Here is a 22,155-nt window from a genome sequence, read left to right as displayed (position 1 = left end):
ATGTTTAAGCAATTATGTAGATAATACTTAAGTGATTGCTTTAAAACTGAATAAAGGAGTGATCAAATGATAAGATACTATAAAACTATCGACTCTAAACTTGAAAAATTAAAATCATTTGAAAGTGGTTGTTGGGTTAACTTAGTTGAACCTAGTACAGCTGAAATACTTGAAATTTCTGCAAAGCTTAATGTTGATATAGAAAGTGTTAGAGCTGCACTCGATGAAGAAGAACGTTCTAGAATAGATATTGAAGATAATCATATTTTAATACTTATAGATATACCTGTAGATGAAAGTGATGCATCTTCTACTCACTACTCTACTATTCCACTTGGTATTATTCTTTTAGATGATACTATTGTTACAGTATGTATAGGTCAAACAAAAATCTTAAATGACTTTATAGTTGGACATGTTAAAGATTTTTTCACTTTCAAAAAAACTAGATTTATTCTTCAAATTCTTTATAAAAATGCTAGTTATTATTTACATTATCTAAGAAGAATAAATAAAATGACTATAGCCATAGAGAAAGAAATATACAAGTCTATGAAAAATAAAGAATTAGTTCAGTTACTAGAACTTGAAAAATCTCTGATCTATTTTTCAACTTCACTAAAAGCAAATGAACTTGTTCTTAACAAAATGCTTAGAACAGAATCTATTAAAAAGTATTCAGAAGATGAAGACTTACTTGAAGATGTTATTATAGAAAACAAACAGGCTTTAGAAATGGCTACTATTTATGGAGATATTTTAAGTAGAATAATGGATGCATTTAGTGCTATTGTTAGTAATAACCAAAATACAGTTATGCAATTTCTAACATCTATTACGCTTATAATGTCTATACCTACTATTGTATCTGGATTTTTCGGTATGAATGTACCTGGATTGCCATTTGAACATCATCCTAGTGGGTTCTGGCTTGTTATTTTAATTACATGTATTATGTGTTTAATTCTTACATTTATAATGTCTAGAAATAAATTATTATAAATCAGTTGACATTTTCCAAAATTTGAATATAATTAAATTATAAAATTAAATTCCCTAGAAGGGGAGTAGCTTACACTTAGGTGTTAATTAGTCGTCATACCAGTGATAATCACTCGGTTAATTAGCGAGTTTAATCTTGTTAGCAAGACCTTCTAAATGAGTAGAAATATTTCTACTTATTTAGAAGGTCTTTTTTATTTTTATTTCATAAAAAAAGGGAGATGTTTGTATGGTTTATGTGTTTTTGTTATTTGGGTTCTTACTTTTAGTAAAGGGGGCTGATTATTTCGTCGATGGTTCTTCAAGTATTGCAAGGTCTCTCAAGATTCCGTCCTTACTTATAGGTCTTACAATAGTTGCATTTGGAACTAGTGCTCCTGAAGCCGCCGTCAGTATTACTGCATCTATCGAAGGGCAAAATGGAATAGCACTCGGAAATATTATAGGCTCAAATATTTTTAATCTTCTATGTGTTGTAGGTATGTCAGCGTTTATAAAACCTTTATCGGTTAAGAAATCTATACTTTTAAAAGAATTTCCATTTTTAATACTTTCATCAGTTTCGCTTTTAATACTTTGTAATGATTTTGTTTTTCAAAACTCAAAAAACTCTATTTTATCTCTTAGCGATGGATTAGTATTTTTAATGTTCTTTGGTATATTTATATATTATTTAGTAGAAGTTTCAATTAACTCTAGAAATAAAAATAGAAGTTTAATTACTAATACTAATATCGAATTATCAAGTAATGATTCACCTTGTACACAATCAAATATATCCTTATCAAAATCTATAGTTTTATCTATCATAGGTATTTTAGGTATAATAATTGGAGGTAAGTTAGTTGTTGATTGCTCTTCTACTATAGCCTTGAGCTTTGGAGTAAGCCAAAAAATGATAGGCTTAACAATTGTTTCTATAGGAACTTCTCTACCTGAATTTATAACTTCCGTTGTAGCTGCCAGTAAGGGAGAAAGTGATATAGCTTTAGGAAATGTTATTGGTTCAAATATATTTAATATTTTATTTATACTTGGTGTATCTTCACTTATTACTCCTATATCAGTTGATCCTAGCCTGTTTTTAGATATATGTATAATGATTATTGTTACTATAATAGCTTATATATTCGCCATTAGAAAGAAAGATATAAGTAAGTTTGAGGGTCTCATATTAATAGGATCTTATATTTTATATATGGTTTATGTTGTCCTTAAAAATTAAAAAAGATATAGGTTTTAACCTATATCTTTTTTTATATCAAATTTAATTAAATTATCAATATTAAGCTGCAGGAGCATTTTGCTGCGGTTGCGGCTGTGGTTGTGGCTGCGGCTCTGGCTGTGGTTGTGGCTGCGGCTCTGGCTGTGGCTGTGGCTCTGGCTGCGGCTCTGGCTGCGGTTGCGGTTGCGGCTCTGGCTGTGGCTGTGTTGGTTGTTCTGGTTGTGTTGGCTGTTCCGGTTGTGTTGGTTGTTCTGGTTGTTGTGGTTGTTCTTCTGTTTCTTGTTCTTCTTGTTTTGGTCTTGTACTTACTGGAGCACTGTAACTTATATCAACTTTAGAAAACGGTCCTTCTTTTCCAAATTCTCTACCTTCTAACCCATCATGTATAGGGTCCATAACATCTCTCCATAAAGCAGTAGCTATTTTACTTCCTTGTGGAAGTGATTTAAGTCTGTCATTACCAATCCAAACTGATGCAGTATAATATGGTGTATATCCACAGAACCAAGCATCATTATTGCTGTTTGTAGTTCCTGTTTTACCAGCAACGGCCATGTTTGATAATTTAGCCCTTTTACCAGTACCATCATTAACAACGCCTTCTAGCATTTTAGTCATGTAGTAAGCTGTATTTTGAGAGTATACTCTCTTAGTTTTAGGCTTATGATCAAGTAATAAACTTCCATCTGATAATTCTATTTTAGTAAATGTTGTAGGTTCCACATAAACCCCACCATTTGCTATAGCTGCATAAGCAGCTGTCATTTCAAGAGGAGATACTCCTCGAGCCATTCCTCCTAAAGCAGTAGGATAATGTCTATCTCTTACATCATCTACAGTTGTTATTCCTAAATCTTTTAATGAATCTAAAACTATTTTCATAGATTCTGATTCACTGTTACCAAGCATTGCAGCTCCGTGAACAGCAGCACCATTATATGATTGTTTTACGGCTTGAGCCATACTTACACCACCATGGTATGAACCACCTGCATTCTTAGGCCAATCTCTACCATTTACTTTTTTAAGTGGTGAATCATTTAAAGTTGAGTAAGGAGTAAGTCCAGCTCTCTCCATAAGTGGCATATATACTGCTAATGGTTTTATTGATGATCCTGGTTGTCTTGGATTTGTAGCTCTATTATATAAACTTTCTCCTCCTATTCCACGACCACCTATCATTGCCTTAATTTGTCCATTATTATTGTCCATAACAACCATAGCTGATTGTGGTTGTAAGTTTCCATTTTCATCTCTATAAGTTCCTGGGAAGTTAGAACCATCTTCATATTCTTTTTCTACAATATTTTGCATATCAGAGTCTATTGTAGAATGAATTCTAAGTCCTCCATTGTATAGCATATCTTTAGCTTCATCTTCAGTATAACCTTCCTTAACTAAAGCTTTTACTACATCTTTTTTAACTAAAGAGTTAAAGTATGAAGAATTTTTACTTTCAACATCTTCTCCTACATTAATTTTTATATCTTCTTTTATAGCTTTATCATATTCACTTCTTGATATATATCCAAGTTCTAACATTCTTCCTAAAACAACTTCTTGTCTCTTTTTAGAATTTTCATTAAACTCAGCTTTATATATTACTTTTCTACCCTTTTTTAAGGCATCATATGTAAGCTTATCAATTCTATCATTTTCAAGTAAAGTTTCATACATATCAAGATCATCATCTGTTGGTACATAATCTTGAGCATAGATTATTATTTGTGCATTTTTTAAATCATCATCTTTTGTTAGCTGTGATGTTTTATAAGCAGCATATTTACTTGGATATTTAGTTATACCTGCTAAAAGAGCACTTTCTGCTAAGCTTAATTCAGATACATCTTTATCAAAATAGTTATGAGATGCAGCTTGAACCCCTCGATTTCCTTGTCCTAAAGACATTGTGTTTAAATATGATAAAAGTATTTCATCTTTATCTAACTCTTTCTCTAACTGCAGTGAGTAGTAAAGTTCTTTTATTTTTCTTTTATATGTTTTTTCATTAGTTAGATATAAGTTTTTAGCTAACTGCTGTGTTATTGTACTAGCACCTTGTGCTTTATATCCTGATTTTATATTTTGTACAAATGCGCCTATAGTTCTTTTAATATTTATACCATGATGCTCATAAAAAGTATGATCTTCTATAGCAAGCACTGCATTTTTTAAATTATCAGGTATATTATTCATATCTTTTACTACATACCTTGACTCTGCACCTTGAATTGTCTCTGTAACTTTATTATTTGAATCATATATAATAGAGTTTTCTGCAAATACCATATTTTTTGGATCTATGTCTGGAGTATTAAACAGTATAGCCATAACAAATATACTAACTGATGCAACTCCTAGCCCAAATATCGCTAAAAAGCCTATTGCTATTTTTTTCATAAGGCTATTCTTTTTCACTTTTTTGTCACTCATATTTTCGTTATTGCCCCCAATCTTAAATTTTAATCTGGTTTTTTATAGTTTAATATAAGTCCTTTTTTTATTATTACATATAATTTTTATTTCTCCTTCATATTTTTCCAAAAATTTTTACAAATAATGCTTATATCTTCAGTTTTTCTAGCTACTTTATTCGGATACCATTCTCTTGGAAATATTTTTTTATATTTTTCTTGAGAGTATCTATTATCAATAAGCATTATTACTCCTTTATCAGAGTTTGTCCTTATACACCTTCCTGCAGCTTGAAGTACTTTTATCATTCCTGGATAAGTATATGCATAATCGAAACCATCATAGCCTTTTTTATCAAAATGCTTTTTTATGATGTTCCTATCAACTCCTATTTGTGGCATTCCAACTCCTACTACTATAACTCCTATAAGCTTATCATTGGTAAGGTCTATACCTTCAGAAAAATGACTGCCTAAAACGCAAAAACCAATGTGAGTGCAGTTATTACCTTCTTGAAAATTTTTCAAAAAACTTTCTTTTTTAGTTTCACTCATATCCTTTTCTTGAATTTCAATATTTAAATCTGTATAGTTTTTAATCATGTAATCGTACACCAGTTCCATATAACTATATGATGGAAAAAATACCATATAATTCCCACCATTACTTTTTACACAATCTTTTATAGATTTAGATACATCTTTACAAGTTTCATACCGTCTATTATAAGTGGTATTTATATTATTTGCAAATATTAACTCTCTTTTATTTACATCAAATGGAGAATTTAAACTTATAAAATAGTCTTTTTCTTCACCACTATACATACTTTTAAAATAATTTATAGGAAGTAATGTAGCTGAAAATATTATTGTAGATTTAGCACTTTTCATTCTTTGTTCAATAACTCTAGATGGATCTATGCAATAAATTCTTATAAGTACTTCTTTTCCATTTTTTTCATAAATAGTTACGAAATTGTCATCGTAAAATTCTGCAACTCCTAAAAAACTATGAACATCAAAATATAATTCTATAAGTTTTTCATTTTCCTCTGAATTATCTTCTAAATACTCATCTATTTTTTGGGTCAAAGCTTTCAAAAGATTTATAAACTCTGTATCTAAGTCCTTGCTTTCTATATGATTTGATAATTTCATATCCTTATATATAATTAATTCTTCATCTATTTCTTTAAAATATGACTTTATCTTATTTATAGAATAGTTAATACTTCGATTTTTTCCTTTCATTATTTTACTAATTTCTTCAAACTGAAATTTGCCTAAAGATTTAGAATACATATCTCTAGTTCTATCAACTAAATTGTGAGCTTCATCAATTAAGAAAACATAATCATTTTTTTTAGTATCGAAAAATCTTTTTAAATATACCTTTGGATCAAAAACATAATTATAATCACATACTATAATGTCACTAAATAATGCTAAATCAAGAGATAGTTCAAATGGACATAGTTTATATTTTTCGCTTAAATGCTGTATAACTTCATATGAGTATGTATTTTCATATTTTAAAATTTCCTTTAAAGCATTATTTATCCTATCAAAATATCCATTTGCATATTCACAATATTCTGGGTTACAATTAGCTTCATCTTTTTTGCATACAGTATCTTTTGAAGATATTATTATGTATTTTATATCTAAACCTTTTTCATTCATTAATTTCAAACTATTTTCACATACATCTTTTGTTATGTTTTTCGCAGTTAAATAAAAAATTTTAGATGCATATCCCTTCCCCATAGCTTTTATAGATGGAAAAAGCGTTGAAATTGTTTTTCCAGTTCCTGTTGGAGCTTGAGCAAAACATTTTTTATTATCTACAATACTTTTATAAACGTATACCGCAAATTCTCTTTGTCCTTTTCTATAGTTTTCAAATGGAAATTTTAAATTTTCTATATTCTCATCTCGTTTAGATATGTGGTTTTGTTCTATATCTATCCATAATTTGTACTCATTTATAAGATTTAAAAAATCTTTTTCAAGTTCTTTAACTTCATAATGCGTTCTAATTTTATTTATTTCCTTAGTTTCTAGATTGTAATATGTAAGTTGTACATAAATAGCCCCTAAATCATTTAACATACAGTATATATATGCATAGCACTTTGCCTGAGCTAAATGTAGTTGATTTATATTTTTGCTATAGTCATTTACATCCTTTAACGTAGATTTTATTTCATCAACTATAACCTTCCCATCTTCTTTTAATATTCCATCTGCTCTTCCTTCTACTTTTATACTTATTCCTTTATATTCAAATTCATATTTTAATTGGTACTCTGCATCATAATTTTCATCATATGAATTTTGAATCATTTGATGAGCTAAAGTTCCTTCTATTGGTTTTATAGATGCACTCTTTGTATTGTCTATACTTCCATTCCTCATTATAAACTCAACAAGATTTCTTACAGATATTTTTATTTCTCTTTCCATATTTTTAGTCCCTCTAAAATTTTTCTATGTTTTATTATATAATAAATTTATATATTTTTCTATTCTCTACCAAATTTTACTTAATACATATTACAATTTTTAGGAATACTAACTATGTAAATTTATAATAGGAGGTGTTCATATGAACGATAGTTATTTAAGAAGAAAAGCTTCTGAAGAAGCAAAATCTATTTATGAAGATTATTTTACTGCATCTAAAACTTTAGATACATTTAATTCTATTCCAGGTATAGAAGTTTATAATATACCTAAATATCATCACAGTACATGTTGTCGCTGCCTTAACGCATTTCCTCATAGTGAAAGTAATTATTTTCCTGAAGAAGGATTTGTTTGCGACAATTGTTTAAATAATCAAACATTATCTTAGCCTCTAATTTTACATTTAATTTATCTTGTTATATAATTAAGTAAATTCGACTTAAGGAGCTAGACATGAATATAACAATATATAATTCTGCTAAAGCAGAACTTGATAAGCTATTACAACAAGAAACTAATAAAAAATATATAAGAGTATTTATTAGAACTATAAGTTTCTGATGTGATGCTAGAGTGCATATAACTCTGGATGAGTTACAGGATAATGATGAATTATTTGAAGTTGATGAATATAAATTGATATTAAGCAAAAGATTAGCTTCTCAGATTAATAATCTATATATATCATTTGGAGGTTTATTGAGCCCTAATGAGTTTAGTGTAGATTGCGACTTTAATGAATATTATTAAAAAAAGAGTGCCATTTGACACTCTTTTAATTATTTAAGTAGACTTTTCATTCCATCTGCAACAAATTCAACAGTTGTTCCAACTATAACTTGTGCACTTGTCTTATTTAGTTTTACAACACCTTTGGCTCCAATAGATTTTAATGCTTTATCATTCATTTTATCAGTATCTACTAATTCTAATCTTAATCTAGTGGCACAATTGTCTACCTTAGTTATATTTTCTTCTCCACCTAAATACTCTATATATTTTTTAGCTAAATCTAAATCACTAGTTATATCTGTAGCATCATCTTGATCAAATTCATCACAATCTTCTTCTCTACCAGGAGTTGGTAAATTTAATTTTGTAATTAATAAATAAAATACAACAAAGTATATTATAGACATTCCTAACCCAACCAGTAATAAAGTAATAGGCTTAGTAGCTAGTCCAAAATTCATTAAATAGTCAATTGCTCCAGCTGAGAATGTAAATCCATGTAATATTCCTAGACTATCTACTACAAAGAATGATAGTGAAGTTAAAATCGCATGTGCAATCAATAATATTGGTGACAAGAATATAAATAAAAATTCTATAGGTTCAGTAACACCTGTCAAGAAAGACGTAAGTGCTAAAGATAATAACATTCCTCCAACAGCTTTTCTCTTTTCTTTTTTAGCTGCAAAGTATATTGCAAGAGCTACAGCTGGCAATCCAAACATCATTATAGGGAAAAATCCTGCCATAAAATGTCCTGCATTCGGGTCTCCAGCAAAGAATCTAGCTATATCTCCAGTTTTTCCATTATAAGTTCCTAATTGGAACCAGAAAAATGAGTTTAAAACATGATGTAATCCCATAGGGATTAGTAGTCTATTAAATAATCCAAAAATTGCAGCTCCAAATGCTCCCATTCCAACAATAGACATTGAAAAATCAGTTAAAGCCCCTTGAACTGTTGGCCATATCATACCTAAAGGTATGGCAATTACAACAGATATAAGTCCTGACATTATAGGAACAAGTCTTCTTCCTCCAAAGAATGCTAAAAACTCAGGAAGTTTTACCTTTCTAAATTTGTTGTAACATAATCCACCTATTAAACCAGCTAGTATACCACCTAAAAATGATATATTTAATGTAGCTACAACATCTTTACTTAAATGCATTATCCAATATTGTTTTGATACATTAGTCAATGTAAAGTACGATATAACCCCAGCAAGTGCTGCTGCTCCATTTTGGTCATCTGAAAAACCAACAGCAACTCCTAATGCAAATAATAACGGTAAATTATCAAATAATGCAGATCCTGCTGCCCCAAAAAACGGTAAAATCGTTTGCAAGAACGGTATGCCACCAAGTGCATCAACAATGTCAGGTTGACCTAATCTTAACATTATACCTGCTATAGGTAATGCTGCTATAGGTAGCATTAGTGACTTACCTATACGTTGTAAAAATTTTAACATAAAACAACCTCCTTTTTTTAATTTTTTTTAAATTATAAATTAATTATACGTTTTAATTTTCCATTTTTCAACATTTTATATTATTATTGTAAAATACTAATAAAGGATTGATTTTAATCAACCCTTTATTAATATGCTATTTAATTTGTACAACTATCTCCCTCAGGATTTAACATATAATCTATATTTGATATAAATCCAATTTTGTGATTGTATATGAAGCTAGATCTTATTCCTCCAACTAACTTTCCATCTTGTATCACAGGTGATCCACTCATTCCACCTATTACTCCACCTCTGTATTCTTTAAGCTCTTTATCTTTTACTTTTATTTTAGCTCCATCTTCATATATTTTTGTTATTTCTATTTCATGTAATTTTTTTTCGTTAGTAACAGGTGACTTGCAATAAATATATGCTTTACCTTTCTTAGGTCTTGTTACCTCTAAAGCATTCTTCTCATTAAATGTACTTTCTTTTAATTTTCCTTTTACTCCATATTCACTGTATTTATTTATATCTCCAACATAATTTAATTTTCCTTCTTTATTTTCTTTTAAATGTGGTTTTAATCCACCATCATTAAATAATGTTGCTTTAATTGAATGCACATACGCAGTCTCAAAGACTTGAGTACTAAGTGCTACTTCAGATCCATCTACATTATGACTCAAACCTATAAAACTTCCATCTTCACTTACTGCAGTTACAGTTCCGCAAAACTGTTGAGTAAAACTCAAATAAATCCCTCTAAAATCCTTGCCTGTAAAAACTTGAACGTTCTCTTTTCCTTCTCTTAGAAATCTTACTAAAACTTTTTCATCTTCTGATTTATAAAGATCTGTTAAATCATTCAAATCATATTTTAATTTTTTCTTCATAGAAATTGCTGATAATATAATATCGTTCTTTTTAAAATCCGTATCTTCATTTACAAGCATATCAACCATAGGATATTTTAAATTTAAATTAACAAAAACAACTTCTGCTGATGGCATAAGTTTTCCTACGCTGTTTTGTCCAAAGCATAAGTTAGTTGATAAAAGTATAGCTACAATCATTAATGATAAAATGTTTGTTAGTCTTTTCATAGCGTATCCCTTCTTAAAATTATTTTGATGTTTATATTATTTTTCTATAAAATCATGTTTTTTATTATACTTTTATATAATTAGGAATATATTTTATTATTTACTAATATTTAGGTGGTGTTTTATGAATTTTGATAAGAATAAATTGGAAGTTAATTTTATTTTTCCAATGACAAAAACTTATACATTAAAAGATAGGAAATATACGCTTACTCATAGCGATGATGCAGGTATATTATATCTAGATATCGCTAATTTTTATAACTACAAAAAAATTAATATAAATTTAAGAGATGAAGTTTTAGGAAGTTGGGTTTTTATTGAAAAAAATAAGTACGCATTATTACTCAACATTTGTTTGAAAGGAAATTCTCCATATGAGATTAAAAGAAAATATGAAATTTTCAAATCTCATTTGGACTTAGCAATTAAAGCTATATTATATGGAGATAGAGACTTTTTACTTGAAAATAAATTTTTATTAGATTCTAATATAATAGTTAATTTTTCGTCTTCATATTTTATGTACAATTGTTCTGAGTATTACGGTTTAGTAAAAAATTATTTATTAGAAATTTAATACATTTTTAAAAGAGGCTCTTTCATATTTTGCCTCTTTTTATTTTTTTAAAACTTGAATATTATTTTTAAAAAGTTGATTATAAGTATTCAAAAATGAGCTAGATAGTTCATTAACCTTTCCTTCCCAATTCTTATCAAAATCTTCATCTGGACAGTAACTCACTTGAATTGCATCAACAGATAAACCTTTATAATATGCAGCTCCTTCTTTTAAGTAGTTTTTGCTTAAGTGCCTGGCTGTTTGAAGTATAGATTCCTGTTGGCTTGGAAATAATTTTCCCTCAGAATTATCGCTGTATACTTCATATCCTGTTAAGTTATTGTCTTCTACAGCTCTTCTTGAAGTTGCAAACCCACTTTCAAGAGCAACTACACCCGCCATGAAAAAAGCATTTACTCCATACTTTTGCTCAGCTTCTACAAATGCGTCCGATAAATGAATCATATTTTTAGCTCCTGTAGTATTTTCTAATACTTCTTTCATTTCATCCTTACTTATATGGCTTATATATGTCACATTATCTCTATTATAGCTAACATTTAATATTCTAGCTTCTTCAGCTGTAATTTTATTTTCTTGTTTAGTTTTGTCTTCGTTTTTACTTACTATGCTTTTAACTTCACTTTCTTGTATCTTTTCATTTATTTTATTTGAATTTTCTTTCTTTATTAATTTTTGTTGTGATGATAAATCACAGCCTATCAGCATAGATGATAAACATACTAAAACTATTAGTTTTTTCCATAATTTCATATTTATTTATCTCCTTATTAAAATTTAAATATTTATCCTTAAAATTCAATATTTATATCCAACTTCCTCTTCGCAAGTTATATCAATAAATACGATTAATATACATTTTTATTTATTTTTTATCATAATAATAGTTTAAACAGTATTATCATATTAATTTTTTAGAATTTAATTCATAAAAAGGTAATAATATTTAATTATATATTCTAATACGTAGGTAATACTATTATTACAACTTAATAGAAAATATAATGTCTCATTAATAGGTAGGTTAATCTTATGTTAACTTCATTTTTTTTAATTTGACTTTCAATCTTCATGGTATTTACAATTTTACCTCGTAAGTTGAAGTATGTATTTTCTATAAGTTTATCTATATTTTCGAAAACAATTGGTTTAATACTACTTGTTTTCATATTAATATCTAGTTGTAATTTTCTAATATAAATTATAATTAGATATATAAAAAGGACATCGTACAAACGATGTCCTTCTTTATTTAAACCATTTTATTTTTTATTATATTTTCTATAATTTTTTCTAAAGTTAAATCTTCGGTGTCAATATTTTCCAATTCAAGTATATACTCCTCGAACTCCACTTCTACAAACCTATCTGCCTTATTATCTTCATTTATATAATCCACTATTTTGTAGTCTTTAATTTCTTCTTCTAAATACTCTCTTAGTTCATTATATTCTTCTTCACTTATTTTATTTTTGTTACATCTGCAATTTGGGCATCCCATAAATATTTCTCCTTTTTTATTTGATTTAAATCTAGCGTAAGCTGTTCTATTAAAAGTTTATTGTTTTTATTTTTACTTATTTCCTTTTTTGTTTCTTTATCATCTTGTATAACATTAATTTTTGAAAGTAGCTTTTTTAAAGAAGATAAGTTATCAATAGATATACTTTCATTATTAACAATTAAGGTATATCCTACTCCAGTTTTCTTAATTGTTAAATTAGGGTCATCCATCTTTATAGATAAAACCTTAGAATCTATATACTCCACTGAAAATGTATTTTTCTTTTTTGAAAACAATTCTATTAGCTTATCATTTAACACTTTTTCTTTTTTTGATTTCGACTTTTTCATCTCTATTGCACCCATTCTTATAAGTAATGGTTCTAATAATTTTAAGTCATTTAAAAATATAGGTCCTCCCTTTAAATTAACACTGTATCCTTTACTTGAGGCTTCTATTTTTATATCTTTTTCATTTATATATATAGACGTTATTTTTCCATCAACATATTTAACTTCATAAGATTTATCTATTTTAGCTAATACACTTGTTACTTTATTTGGCAAATACATACAAATTCCTCTTTTATTTTAGTTTTTTACTTAAAATATATCATTTATTGCAAATTATTGCAACATAAAAAAATAGACTATATTTAACTATAGTCTATTTTCATAATTTTTTTAAAGTTCTTTTACTTTTAAATAGAAGTTAGTTAATGTTATTTCAAAGTATGGAACAAGCCATAAAAACCCTATACCAAGTGATAATACACATAATATAGACCAGCCTATAAAGCTTAGCTCTAAAACAAAATAATCAAATTTATGACCTTTCATCATTCTAGCACTTTCTTTTATACATTCCATAGCTGATTTATCAGGATTTTCTGCTAATATATAATTAGCTTGAGAGAACATTATTCCTACTATAATTCCTGGTATAACAAATAATATAGTTCCTATAAATACACATATCCATATTATAAAGTTCATCACTAATGCTTTTATAAATACATCAAACCCTGAAAATAAATCATTAAATTGTGTAGTTGAATCTTTACGTGCTAATTTAAGTGAAAATCTACTGATTCCAACTTGAAGTGATCCATAAACTAAAAGTCCTATTATATTTAAACTTAGTCCAATAATAGATCCTTCTGTAGAATTAGTTAATTCTACATTCGCTAATTGAAGAATAGCTGAATAACAAACAAAAACTAATATTGCTACAAGCCATCTTCCTTTTAGTTGATCCTTTGCACTATTTTTTAACTCTGCTCTTGTAAACATATTTACACCTCCATATTCAATTATTAATATTTATACCTTAAACTTGATTTACTAAACAATTATATACATATAATGAAAATTATTCCATATATAATTTTTTATTATATTTTTTCATTCTGTATATAATATAAGCTATAAAAATATCCTTTAATATCTATAAGTTCTTCAAAACTTCCTTTTTCTATCACCATTCCATCTTTCATTACTATAATTTCATCATAATAAGTAAGTAAATTTTTTATAAGTTTATGTGTAACAACTATCATGGTTAAATTTTCTAAATTCAAAAGTGATTTTTCCAAACTATATGCAGTTTCATTATCAAGGGCTGATGTAGATTCATCTAATATTAATATCTTAGTTTCATTTATCAAAGCTCTCGCAATCGCAATTCTTTGTTTTTCTCCACCTGATAACTTATTCCCATTTTCTCCAACTAATGAATCAATCCCGTCTTCTAGCCTATTTATAAGTCCCATTATTCCAGATCTTTTGCAACTCTCAATTACATTTTCATCACTATAATTGGAAAACAACCTTATATTTTCTTTTATAGAGTCATCAAACATAAACACATTTTGCTGTATCATAGATATAGTTTTATATAAATCACTACTATATATTTTATTTAAATCTTTATTATCAATAGTTATTTTGCCCTCATATTCATTATAATATCTCATAATTAACTTAATTAATGTACTTTTGCCACATCCACTTTCACCAACTATTGCATATTTTTTATTTCTTTCAAACTTTAAATTTATATTTTTCAATGCATTTCGTTCTTTTGTATATGAAAAATTAAGATCTTTTATATCTATGCAATCTCTAAAGCTCTTTATCTCTTCAGATTCTTCAGATTCATTATTTACATTCAATATATCTTCAACTTTTTTACCAATAAGAGATACTGATTTTATTTGATTTATAAGTGATATACTCGTTTTAACAGGTCCAACTATATGAGTACTAAGTTGAATTATTATTATTGCCGTTCCTACAGATATACTTTTTTTGTACATTAAGTACCCGCCTAAAATCAAAACTCCTAAATATATAGTTACACTAAAAGCCAACGAAAAACCCTTTATAATTGCTTCTAATATAGAACACTTTCTTTTTGAGTTTTCCACATTTAAAGAATTTTTAACGAAAATCTTATTTATTTTTTTGCTTATGTTGAATCCTTTTATAACTTCAAACCCCGAAAATAAATCCTTTGTTACAGAAGTTATTTCTTCTAAATTTTTAGAGTACTCATTTTTTTCTATGACTAGCTTTTTTGAAAGTGCATTAGGAATTATAAATCCTAAAACTCCAAATATAGATATAAAAATTACTATATATGGACTTATGTAAAATAATGCACATAAGGAAATTAAAAATGATAATAGCGATGATATAACTAAGAATATATTATTTAAAAAATTATCTTCTATTAATTTTATATCGTTATATAATACTGATATGTATTTCCCACTATTGTCCAAAGAAAAATCTTTTATATCTTTATTTATTAACTTAGAAAACACATCACATCTTAAGTAATTAACAGTATTTTTGATATAGTTTGACATAACAAGTCCATCTAAATATTCTGTCAAAAACATTATTATTATTAGTACAACAGTTACTGTAACTATAGGAATAAATTTTTCTACTTGCCCGCTCGCAAATATATCAACTATAAATCCCATAATAAAGTCAAAACATATACTTGCTAATGCTACTAATGATATAGTAATCACTCTAAGAAAAAACTGCCATTTATACTCTAATGCATATTTAAATAGTATCCTCATACTTAATCCTCCTATTTTTTATTTTCAAAAACTTAAAAAAGGCCTATAATATAGACCTTTTAAGTGTACTATTAAATTTTAGTGATGTCCACATCCATCATGAGAACAAGTATGGTTACTTGGGAACTCAGTTAATTTATTTTCTTTAAATAAGTTTAAATTATCCTCAAGAGTATCTGCTTGAGCTTTAAAAACTTTTATTCCCATAGAATTTAATTTAACAATAGCACCTTGCCCTATTCCACCTACTATTACAGCATCTACAACATTTCCTGATAATGCTTTTATAGGTTGGCATTTACCATGCTCATGACCTAAATCTCCATTGCTTATTTCTGATAATTCCTCATTTTCTAAGTTATAAACTAAGAACATAGGAGCTGATCCAAAATGTCCAAATGGTTTACTTTTTAATCCTTCATTCACTTCTACTGGTATACAAACTTTCATTTTTAAATCTCCCTTCTTTTGCAGCACTTTCTTATAGACTTACAATTTTTGCTACAATCAGTGCTATCTAGTTTAATATTTGAAGTATCTAATAAATTATTATTTATACTTCCTATTGAATTAAAAAAAGATATACATTCATCAAATGCGCTTTCATTTACATGATAAAAAACATAATATCCTTCTTTATATCCAGTTATTATTTCAGCTTCTTTTAAAACTTTGATATGTTGTGAAACTGATGAGTCAGTTATTCCTAAGTACTTTGATATACCTTTTTGGCATATATCTCGTTTCGAGACTAATAATAAAACTTTAAGTCTTGTTTCATCACTTAGAGCTTTAAATATTTTGGCTACTTTTTCCATATGAACCTCTTTTTTTGATTAAGTAATTACTTAATTAGATTATAATACTCTTAACTATTTTTTTCAACCAACATTTTACAAAAACTTTTAAATTTATTTTATTAATAGATTTGTTTTTTATTTTTGTGGTATCTATTTTAATAAAGGAGTGATAGTTTTGATTAATTTTAGAGATATAGGTGGATGCAAGTCATCAGATGGAAGAGTTGTTAAAGAAGGTTTGTTTTTTAGATCTGCTAATTTAGTTAATTTATCTAAAAACGACTTACAAATGTTAAAAGATTTAAATATAAAAACTATATTTGATTTTAGAGATGAAAGTGAAAGATTAAGCAGTCCTTCTGACATAGTAGAAAATATAAATTATATAAGAATTCCTGCTATGCCTCAATTAAAGTCAAATATAGCCCAATTAGGTTCAATAAAAGAAATGATGGAAAACATGTTTGATAAAAACAATGCATTTGAACTGTTAAAAGAGGCTTATTATAATTTACCAGTTAATAACCCTGCATATAAAGAACTAGTAAAGCTTATGCAAAATGATTCAAACCTTCCAATTCTTATGCACTGTACAGCAGGAAAAGATAGAACAGGAGTTGGATCTGCTATAATTCTAATGATTTTAGGAGTTAATCGAAGTTCTATAGTTGAAGATTATCTTAAAAGTAATCAATCTGCCAAAGATTCTATAAATGAAATTTTATCAGTTCAACCTGAATTGAAAAATGTGCCAAAAGATAAGTTAAAATATATATTTGGAGTTAATGAAATCTACATAAATGAAGTTTTCAAAAGAATAGATACTGATTTTGACTCAACAGAAGATTATTTATTTAAAGAATTTAATTTAACTAAATATGATATAAAAAACTTGCAATCTAAATATTTATATTAATTCAAAATAATAAATGAGCTGTTTTTAACTTAAATTGCTTTACGTTAAACCCAACTCATTTATTATTTTTATCTTATTTATATGATATTTTTAACTTTTTATTTTTTATGTCTATATCCTTTATATATAAAGCTATATTTCTCTTTGATACTTCTTCATTTATATAGTCAATTCTATTCATTTCGTTATTGTTTTTATATATTATTTTCATAGGACTATATATATCACATTTAATGTCTTTTAAAATTTCTCTAAATGTTTCTAGCTTCCAACGTTTAAAGTCTTTACTTATACTATCAATAACATAATCAGTGTTAACTCTTTTTATATCACAATCATGCAAATCTCTTTTTAGCTTATTTATAGTAGTGTTATTGTGACCTATATCTAAGATTATAAAGTATCCATAATCATATTTACTTCTTATAAGCCTTCCATAAGCTTGTTTAGCTTTTATACTTAATTGAGGATAGTTAACATCGTCATATGTAGTTCTTTTGAAACTTCTTATTGATGAGTACAACGGATCATCCAAACTTTTATTTGGTAGTTTATCAAGAATTACGCAAGTTAACCCTTCCCCTTGTATATCAACCCCTTCAAAACAGCTCTTAGAAGCTAAGACAACACACTTTTTACTCAAATCTCTTAAGTTATTAACTGCTGATTTATCCTTATACAGTTCTATATTATGAATATTTAATCTATGAACAAGCTTTTTGTAAACTTTTTCTAATCTATTCTTACTTGTAAATAAAGCTAGTACATGTCCATTACTATTTACACATATATTTTCAATCAACTTCACAGTGTGATCTATAAATTCATCATTTAAAGCATTGTATTTTGGAAATTCTTCCATTGCTAGAATTTTAGTTTTTCCTTTATAATCATATATAGACTCAATTGTTTTTTCTATAGTCTTATGCTTATCTAATCCCAATGTTCTTTTAAACGTACTCATATTATTATTTATATTTAATGTTGCTGATAAAAAAACAACTGTATTTACAGTACTTAAAAACATACTTTCAAACATTTCAGCTACATCAATAGGAATAACTCTTATATTAAAATACTTATATTCATTATTTATATCAATGATCCTACAATAGTTGTCTAACTTTTTTTCTATAAAGCTTTCAATGGTTAATATATTGCAATCTATATCCATTGTCTTTGAGCTTATTGTATTAAATATATAACTATCATCTTCTCCTTCTTTTTCACATTGATCTATTATATAATTTAAAGATCTTAATATTTCTTTTAAATATATAACAATATTTTCAAATTCACTTCGCATATATCCACTTATATCCACTCTATTTTTAAAAGCTGCATTGCTAAGAGGAGCTTGCTGCCTATTTATTTCCCAAGAATGGTCATATAGCCCACTCTTTAAAGACTTGCCACATCCATTTAGTATGTTATTTATACTTTGTTTTGCTAAAGTTATTTTTTCTTGCAATTTTGCTTTTATATTACTATCTAGTTGAAGTTTTCCCCCAACACTAATATAAAATTTATCCATAGTACTTACATTTTTATGATTTATCTCACTATGAGGGTATAATTCATCTAATAATTTATCTAATAAAATACTATTACATTCTGAAGTAAAGAAATCATAACTTTTTTCCATTAAATTATGGCCTTCATCTATTATTAAATAATCCAATTGCTTTTGTTCTTTATACGGCCATTTTGCAAGTAAAGAATGGTTAATAACAGTTATATGTTCTTTTTTCAGTTCTTTTATTCTATTTTTATAAAAACATCTTTCAATACACTTTTCCGGGTAACAGATATCTGATTCACATCTCAAATTTAAAATTAACCCTTCTATTTCAGAGAAAATAGATTTAACATTGTTAGGAATTTCCTCTATATCTCCATATTCTCCATTTTCAATTAGTCTTTGAATATATAAAAACTCTAGTAATTCACTTTGACTTTTAAATACTACACTTTTTTTGTATTCTTCCAATCTTCTATTACATAGGTAATTATTTTTACCCTTCATACATCCATAATTTATTTTACTTTGTAAGTTTAAGGATTTTAAAACTGTAGGTATATCTTTGTTTATAAGTTGCATCTGTAAATTTTTTGTATCTGTAGATATAACAATTTTCTTTCCATTATAAAAAGACTCCATAATTGCTGGAATTAGATATCCAACACTTTTCCCGATTCCTGTAGGAGCTTCTATACACCCTATTTTAGGTGCATCCTCTTTACTGTTAAACACATCTTTTATAAACTTGGTAAATTCATGCTGCTTTGGTCTAAATATATAACTAAAATTTTTAGAGTTTGTCCAAAGTTCATTTAATTTTAATAAATCCTCATATGAGTTTTTATATTTCGATAAATTTACATTATGTCTATTTCCTTGGGAATCTTTTTCATTGATTTCAAACAACACACTTTGTTCAAATTCATTTTTTTCATCTATTTCTTTTAAATATTTAATCCATTCCCAAGACTTTATATTGGAGCTTTTAAAATATTGTTCTAAATTAAAATAAAGTTTATCTAATCTAGTCTCCTCACTCTTCCAAAGTCTAATCAAAAGAGCATTTACTAATTGTATATTTAGTAAAACATCGTTTAATGCTCTATTATTTACCTGTTTATTAATATCTGTAACTTTATTTATAAGATAGTTAAGTTCATAATTTATATGAAATGGCTCTAAAATAATAGCTAGCTGCATAGAATCTAAAAGTTCATTTTTTAATCTTTTATTTTCAAAAATATATTTATCTAAGAAGCACTTTTTTGATTTTAAATCATGACAAATTATAGGATAGTCTTTTATAAAATCTATAAATTTATTTCTTATTTGATATATAGTAGGTGCCTTATCTAAATCATTTTGCTTAAGGTTTTTACAAGTCCCAAATACACTTACAGGAACTTCCTCATAAGGTTTAATCAAAGTATTAAACTTAAAAACTTCATTATTTATAACTTTAATAGCTGCAATTTCTATTATTTCAGAGGTATTAAGATTTAATCCACTAGTTACTATATTTAAGTATACAACATCATTTAATATGCTTTTCATATAATACCTCCTCCATTTAGAATAACCTTAATTATACCATTTAAAATATATAAAAAACAAAAAACTGTCTAATTAATTAGACAGTTTCTAATATACCTATTAATATTGCACCTTTTGATGTATATGTTCCCATAACAGATCCAACCGAACTTATTGTTATATCTTTAAAATCATACTCTTTTGACATAATTTCTTTAACCTTTAATGCTTTTTCTTTACAATTAGAATGACCTATTGCTAAACTATATTTCTTTTCACTACTAATATTTTTATATATGTTTTCTATAACTTTTTTAATTGAATTACTATCCCCTCTTGCTTTATCAACAGGTTTTACAATTCCATCTATAACCTGAATTATAACTTTAAAATTCAATGCATTTATAAGTTTTCCAGCTAAAGGATTTACTCTACCACCTTTAATTGCATTTTCTAGTGTTTCAAGTGAACCATAAAAAGTAACTTTTTCTTTTAGATTTTCTATAGTTTCTACTATCTCATCTAGACTTTTTCCTTCATTAGCTAATTGAGCTGCTTTAATAACTAAAAGTCCTTGCCCAACTGATCCATTAGCAGTATCAATCACTTCTATTCTTTTATCCGTGTTGTCTTCCTCAAACATGTTTTTTGCAAGTACCGCTGTTGAATATGTAGCTGATAGCTTTGAAGATAAAGTTAAAACTAAAATTTCTTCTTCTTCACAATCATATACATTTACAAACTTTTCAGGTGATGGACACGATGTTTTAGGAAGTTCCTTTGAACTTGCCATTCTATTGTAAAATGTATCACTATCCATATCTCCATCAGCGTAAGTATCTTCCCCAAATGAAACATTTAACTTTACTATTTCTATATTATATTTTTGTACTAACTCTTTATTTAAATCACAAGAACTATCTGTTATTATCTTGATTTTTTTCATTCATATATCTCCTTATTTTTTCAGTCGGTCGGTCGGCCGATATATCTTTTATTTAATTGTACATTTGATTTATATTAAAGTCAATCATAAAAAATCCTCTTCTCTCGAGGGATTACGTCTTCTAACTTTTCATATCTCCAAAGACTTTGCTCGTTGCTCAAAAAACCTTATTTTAAACGTATTTTTGCTATATGTTACTTTGTTGACAATAAAAATTTATAAGCTTATAATTATTTTATTAAAATAGCAGTTAATTGTAGAAAGGTTGACTTTATGAAATCAAATAATACTAATATGAAAGAAATTATTTTATTATCTGCAACAGAATTGATAACCAAAAACGGAGTTAAAAATACTAGTTTATCTGATATAGCAAAAGCCGTAAATATAAGTAAAGGTACCTTATATTATCACTACTCATCAAAAGATGCATTAATCTCTGAAATTGCCAATACTCACTTAAATGCAATCAGTGAATCTATACTCCAATGTATTCAAGGTATGGATCCAAATAATCCAAAAGAGCAAATGATAAACTTAATAATGGAGAAAATCTCCGATATAGAAGATAGGGGTAGAATACACATGTACATTCTTTGTGAAGCTATTACAGGGAATGATCCTTTAAAAGAACAAATAAAATTAAAATATATAGAATGGCGTAATACATTAAAATCAGAAATTGTTAAAATAAGTTCAAAAGATGCTGAAGCTCTTTCATTCTTACTAGTTTCTATAGTTGATGGATTAGTTCTTCAAGGATTATTAAAAACTGAAAACTTACCATTTGAAAATATAGCTGATTTTTTAGTTACAAATTGGTATTAGTTAAATATAAGATAA

Annotated in this window: 20 protein-coding genes; 7 read left to right on the top strand and 13 right to left on the bottom strand. The window is 26.9% G+C overall.

From position 1 onward, the window contains the following. The first annotated feature begins 66 nt into the window (after nucleotides 1–66). Together ACN6I1_RS05690 and ACN6I1_RS05685 are read left to right on the top strand one after the other, a co-directional pair. Nucleotides 67–1,002: a magnesium transporter CorA family protein gene (locus tag ACN6I1_RS05690; RefSeq protein ID WP_021432663.1), complete on the top strand. Its 936-nt coding sequence runs from the start codon at nucleotides 67–69 to the stop codon at nucleotides 1,000–1,002. A 229-nt stretch (nucleotides 1,003–1,231) separates the two neighbouring features. Continuing rightward, a complete protein-coding gene (locus tag ACN6I1_RS05685) occupies nucleotides 1,232–2,227 on the top strand; it encodes a calcium/sodium antiporter (protein ID WP_419743046.1) in 996 nt (331 codons plus the stop codon). Nucleotides 2,228–2,287: 60 nt separating this feature from the next. Here ACN6I1_RS05685 and ACN6I1_RS05680 read toward each other — a convergent pair whose 3' ends face one another. Together ACN6I1_RS05680 and ACN6I1_RS05675 are read right to left on the bottom strand one after the other, a co-directional pair. After that, nucleotides 2,288–4,660: a transglycosylase domain-containing protein gene (locus ACN6I1_RS05680; protein ID WP_419743045.1), complete on the bottom strand. Its 2,373-nt coding sequence runs from the start codon at nucleotides 4,658–4,660 to the stop codon at nucleotides 2,288–2,290. Nucleotides 4,661–4,746: 86 nt separating this feature from the next. Further along, the gene (locus ACN6I1_RS05675; RefSeq protein ID WP_419743044.1) at nucleotides 4,747–7,110 is read right to left on the bottom strand and encodes an ATP-dependent DNA helicase; all 2,364 of its coding nucleotides are present in this window, start codon (nucleotides 7,108–7,110) and stop codon (nucleotides 4,747–4,749) included. A 142-nt stretch (nucleotides 7,111–7,252) separates the two neighbouring features. Here ACN6I1_RS05675 and ACN6I1_RS05670 point away from each other — a divergent pair, with 142 nt between their 5' ends. Together ACN6I1_RS05670 and ACN6I1_RS05665 are read left to right on the top strand one after the other, a co-directional pair. Continuing rightward, entirely contained in the window at nucleotides 7,253–7,501 is a 249-nt protein-coding gene (locus ACN6I1_RS05670) for a hypothetical protein (RefSeq protein ID WP_021429117.1), read from the top strand. A gap of 185 nt (nucleotides 7,502–7,686) precedes the next feature. Next, nucleotides 7,687–7,863 carry a hypothetical protein gene (locus ACN6I1_RS05665; RefSeq protein ID WP_419743043.1) on the top strand — a complete coding sequence of 59 codons (177 nt, stop codon included), beginning with the start codon at nucleotides 7,687–7,689 and terminating at the stop codon, nucleotides 7,861–7,863. Nucleotides 7,864–7,892: 29 nt separating this feature from the next. Here ACN6I1_RS05665 and nagE read toward each other — a convergent pair whose 3' ends face one another. Next, nucleotides 7,893–9,320, bottom strand: a complete 1,428-nt coding sequence (gene nagE / locus ACN6I1_RS05660; RefSeq protein WP_419743042.1) for an N-acetylglucosamine-specific PTS transporter subunit IIBC — start codon at nucleotides 9,318–9,320, stop codon at nucleotides 7,893–7,895. Nucleotides 9,321–9,460: 140 nt separating this feature from the next. Beyond that, the gene (locus ACN6I1_RS05655) at nucleotides 9,461–10,411 is read right to left on the bottom strand and encodes a SpoIVB peptidase S55 domain-containing protein (protein ID WP_220797590.1); all 951 of its coding nucleotides are present in this window, start codon (nucleotides 10,409–10,411) and stop codon (nucleotides 9,461–9,463) included. A gap of 124 nt (nucleotides 10,412–10,535) precedes the next feature. On the opposite strand from ACN6I1_RS05655, the gene ACN6I1_RS05650 reads away from it, so the two are divergent. Further along, the gene (locus ACN6I1_RS05650; RefSeq protein ID WP_419743041.1) at nucleotides 10,536–10,991 is read left to right on the top strand and encodes a staygreen family protein; all 456 of its coding nucleotides are present in this window, start codon (nucleotides 10,536–10,538) and stop codon (nucleotides 10,989–10,991) included. A gap of 39 nt (nucleotides 10,992–11,030) precedes the next feature. Here the strand turns inward: ACN6I1_RS05650 and ACN6I1_RS05645 are convergent, their stop codons facing one another. From ACN6I1_RS05645 to ACN6I1_RS05615, 7 genes are all read right to left on the bottom strand, one after another. Further along, on the bottom strand, nucleotides 11,031–11,747 hold the full coding sequence (locus ACN6I1_RS05645) for a glucosaminidase domain-containing protein (protein ID WP_419743040.1): 717 nt from the start codon (nucleotides 11,745–11,747) through the stop codon (nucleotides 11,031–11,033). Nucleotides 11,748–12,246: 499 nt separating this feature from the next. Further along, on the bottom strand, nucleotides 12,247–12,495 hold the full coding sequence (locus ACN6I1_RS05640) for a hypothetical protein (RefSeq protein WP_021432655.1): 249 nt from the start codon (nucleotides 12,493–12,495) through the stop codon (nucleotides 12,247–12,249). Continuing rightward, nucleotides 12,456–13,070, bottom strand: coding sequence for a hypothetical protein (locus ACN6I1_RS05635; protein ID WP_025162368.1), 615 nt, complete (start codon nucleotides 13,068–13,070; stop codon nucleotides 12,456–12,458). The genes ACN6I1_RS05640 and ACN6I1_RS05635 overlap by 40 nt, the downstream gene beginning before the upstream one ends. Nucleotides 13,071–13,181: 111 nt before the next feature. Continuing rightward, nucleotides 13,182–13,790, bottom strand: a complete 609-nt coding sequence (locus ACN6I1_RS05630) for a DUF975 family protein (protein WP_419743039.1) — start codon at nucleotides 13,788–13,790, stop codon at nucleotides 13,182–13,184. A 101-nt stretch (nucleotides 13,791–13,891) separates the two neighbouring features. Next, complete coding sequence (locus tag ACN6I1_RS05625; protein ID WP_419743038.1) at nucleotides 13,892–15,595, bottom strand: ABC transporter ATP-binding protein; 1,704 nt, start codon at nucleotides 15,593–15,595, stop codon at nucleotides 13,892–13,894. 78 nt (nucleotides 15,596–15,673) lie between these two features. Further along, nucleotides 15,674–16,045 carry a NifB/NifX family molybdenum-iron cluster-binding protein gene (locus ACN6I1_RS05620; RefSeq protein ID WP_195417767.1) on the bottom strand — a complete coding sequence of 124 codons (372 nt, stop codon included), beginning with the start codon at nucleotides 16,043–16,045 and terminating at the stop codon, nucleotides 15,674–15,676. 2 nt (nucleotides 16,046–16,047) lie between these two features. Then, complete coding sequence (locus ACN6I1_RS05615; protein WP_021432649.1) at nucleotides 16,048–16,413, bottom strand: ArsR/SmtB family transcription factor; 366 nt, start codon at nucleotides 16,411–16,413, stop codon at nucleotides 16,048–16,050. Between the two features lie 157 nt (nucleotides 16,414–16,570). Here ACN6I1_RS05615 and ACN6I1_RS05610 point away from each other — a divergent pair, with 157 nt between their 5' ends. Continuing rightward, a complete protein-coding gene (locus ACN6I1_RS05610; protein ID WP_419743037.1) occupies nucleotides 16,571–17,311 on the top strand; it encodes a tyrosine-protein phosphatase in 741 nt (246 codons plus the stop codon). A gap of 73 nt (nucleotides 17,312–17,384) precedes the next feature. On the opposite strand, the gene ACN6I1_RS05605 is transcribed toward ACN6I1_RS05610, so the two are convergent. Together ACN6I1_RS05605 and ACN6I1_RS05600 are read right to left on the bottom strand one after the other, a co-directional pair. Continuing rightward, nucleotides 17,385–20,387: a helicase C-terminal domain-containing protein gene (locus ACN6I1_RS05605; RefSeq protein ID WP_419743036.1), complete on the bottom strand. Its 3,003-nt coding sequence runs from the start codon at nucleotides 20,385–20,387 to the stop codon at nucleotides 17,385–17,387. A 76-nt stretch (nucleotides 20,388–20,463) separates the two neighbouring features. Next, nucleotides 20,464–21,312 (bottom strand): DegV family protein, encoded by an 849-nt coding sequence (locus ACN6I1_RS05600; RefSeq protein WP_114543883.1) that lies wholly within the window; start codon nucleotides 21,310–21,312, stop codon nucleotides 20,464–20,466. 273 nt (nucleotides 21,313–21,585) lie between these two features. Between ACN6I1_RS05600 and ACN6I1_RS05595 the strand changes: the two genes are divergently transcribed. Continuing rightward, entirely contained in the window at nucleotides 21,586–22,140 is a 555-nt protein-coding gene (locus tag ACN6I1_RS05595; RefSeq protein ID WP_419743035.1) for a TetR/AcrR family transcriptional regulator, read from the top strand. Nucleotides 22,141–22,155: the final 15 nt, after the last annotated feature.

This window comes from Paraclostridium dentum (genome assembly GCF_048568265.1).
Taxonomy (GTDB): Bacteria; Bacillota; Clostridia; order Peptostreptococcales; family Peptostreptococcaceae; genus Paraclostridium; species Paraclostridium dentum.
This window is presented reverse-complemented; position numbering and strand designations above follow the sequence as displayed.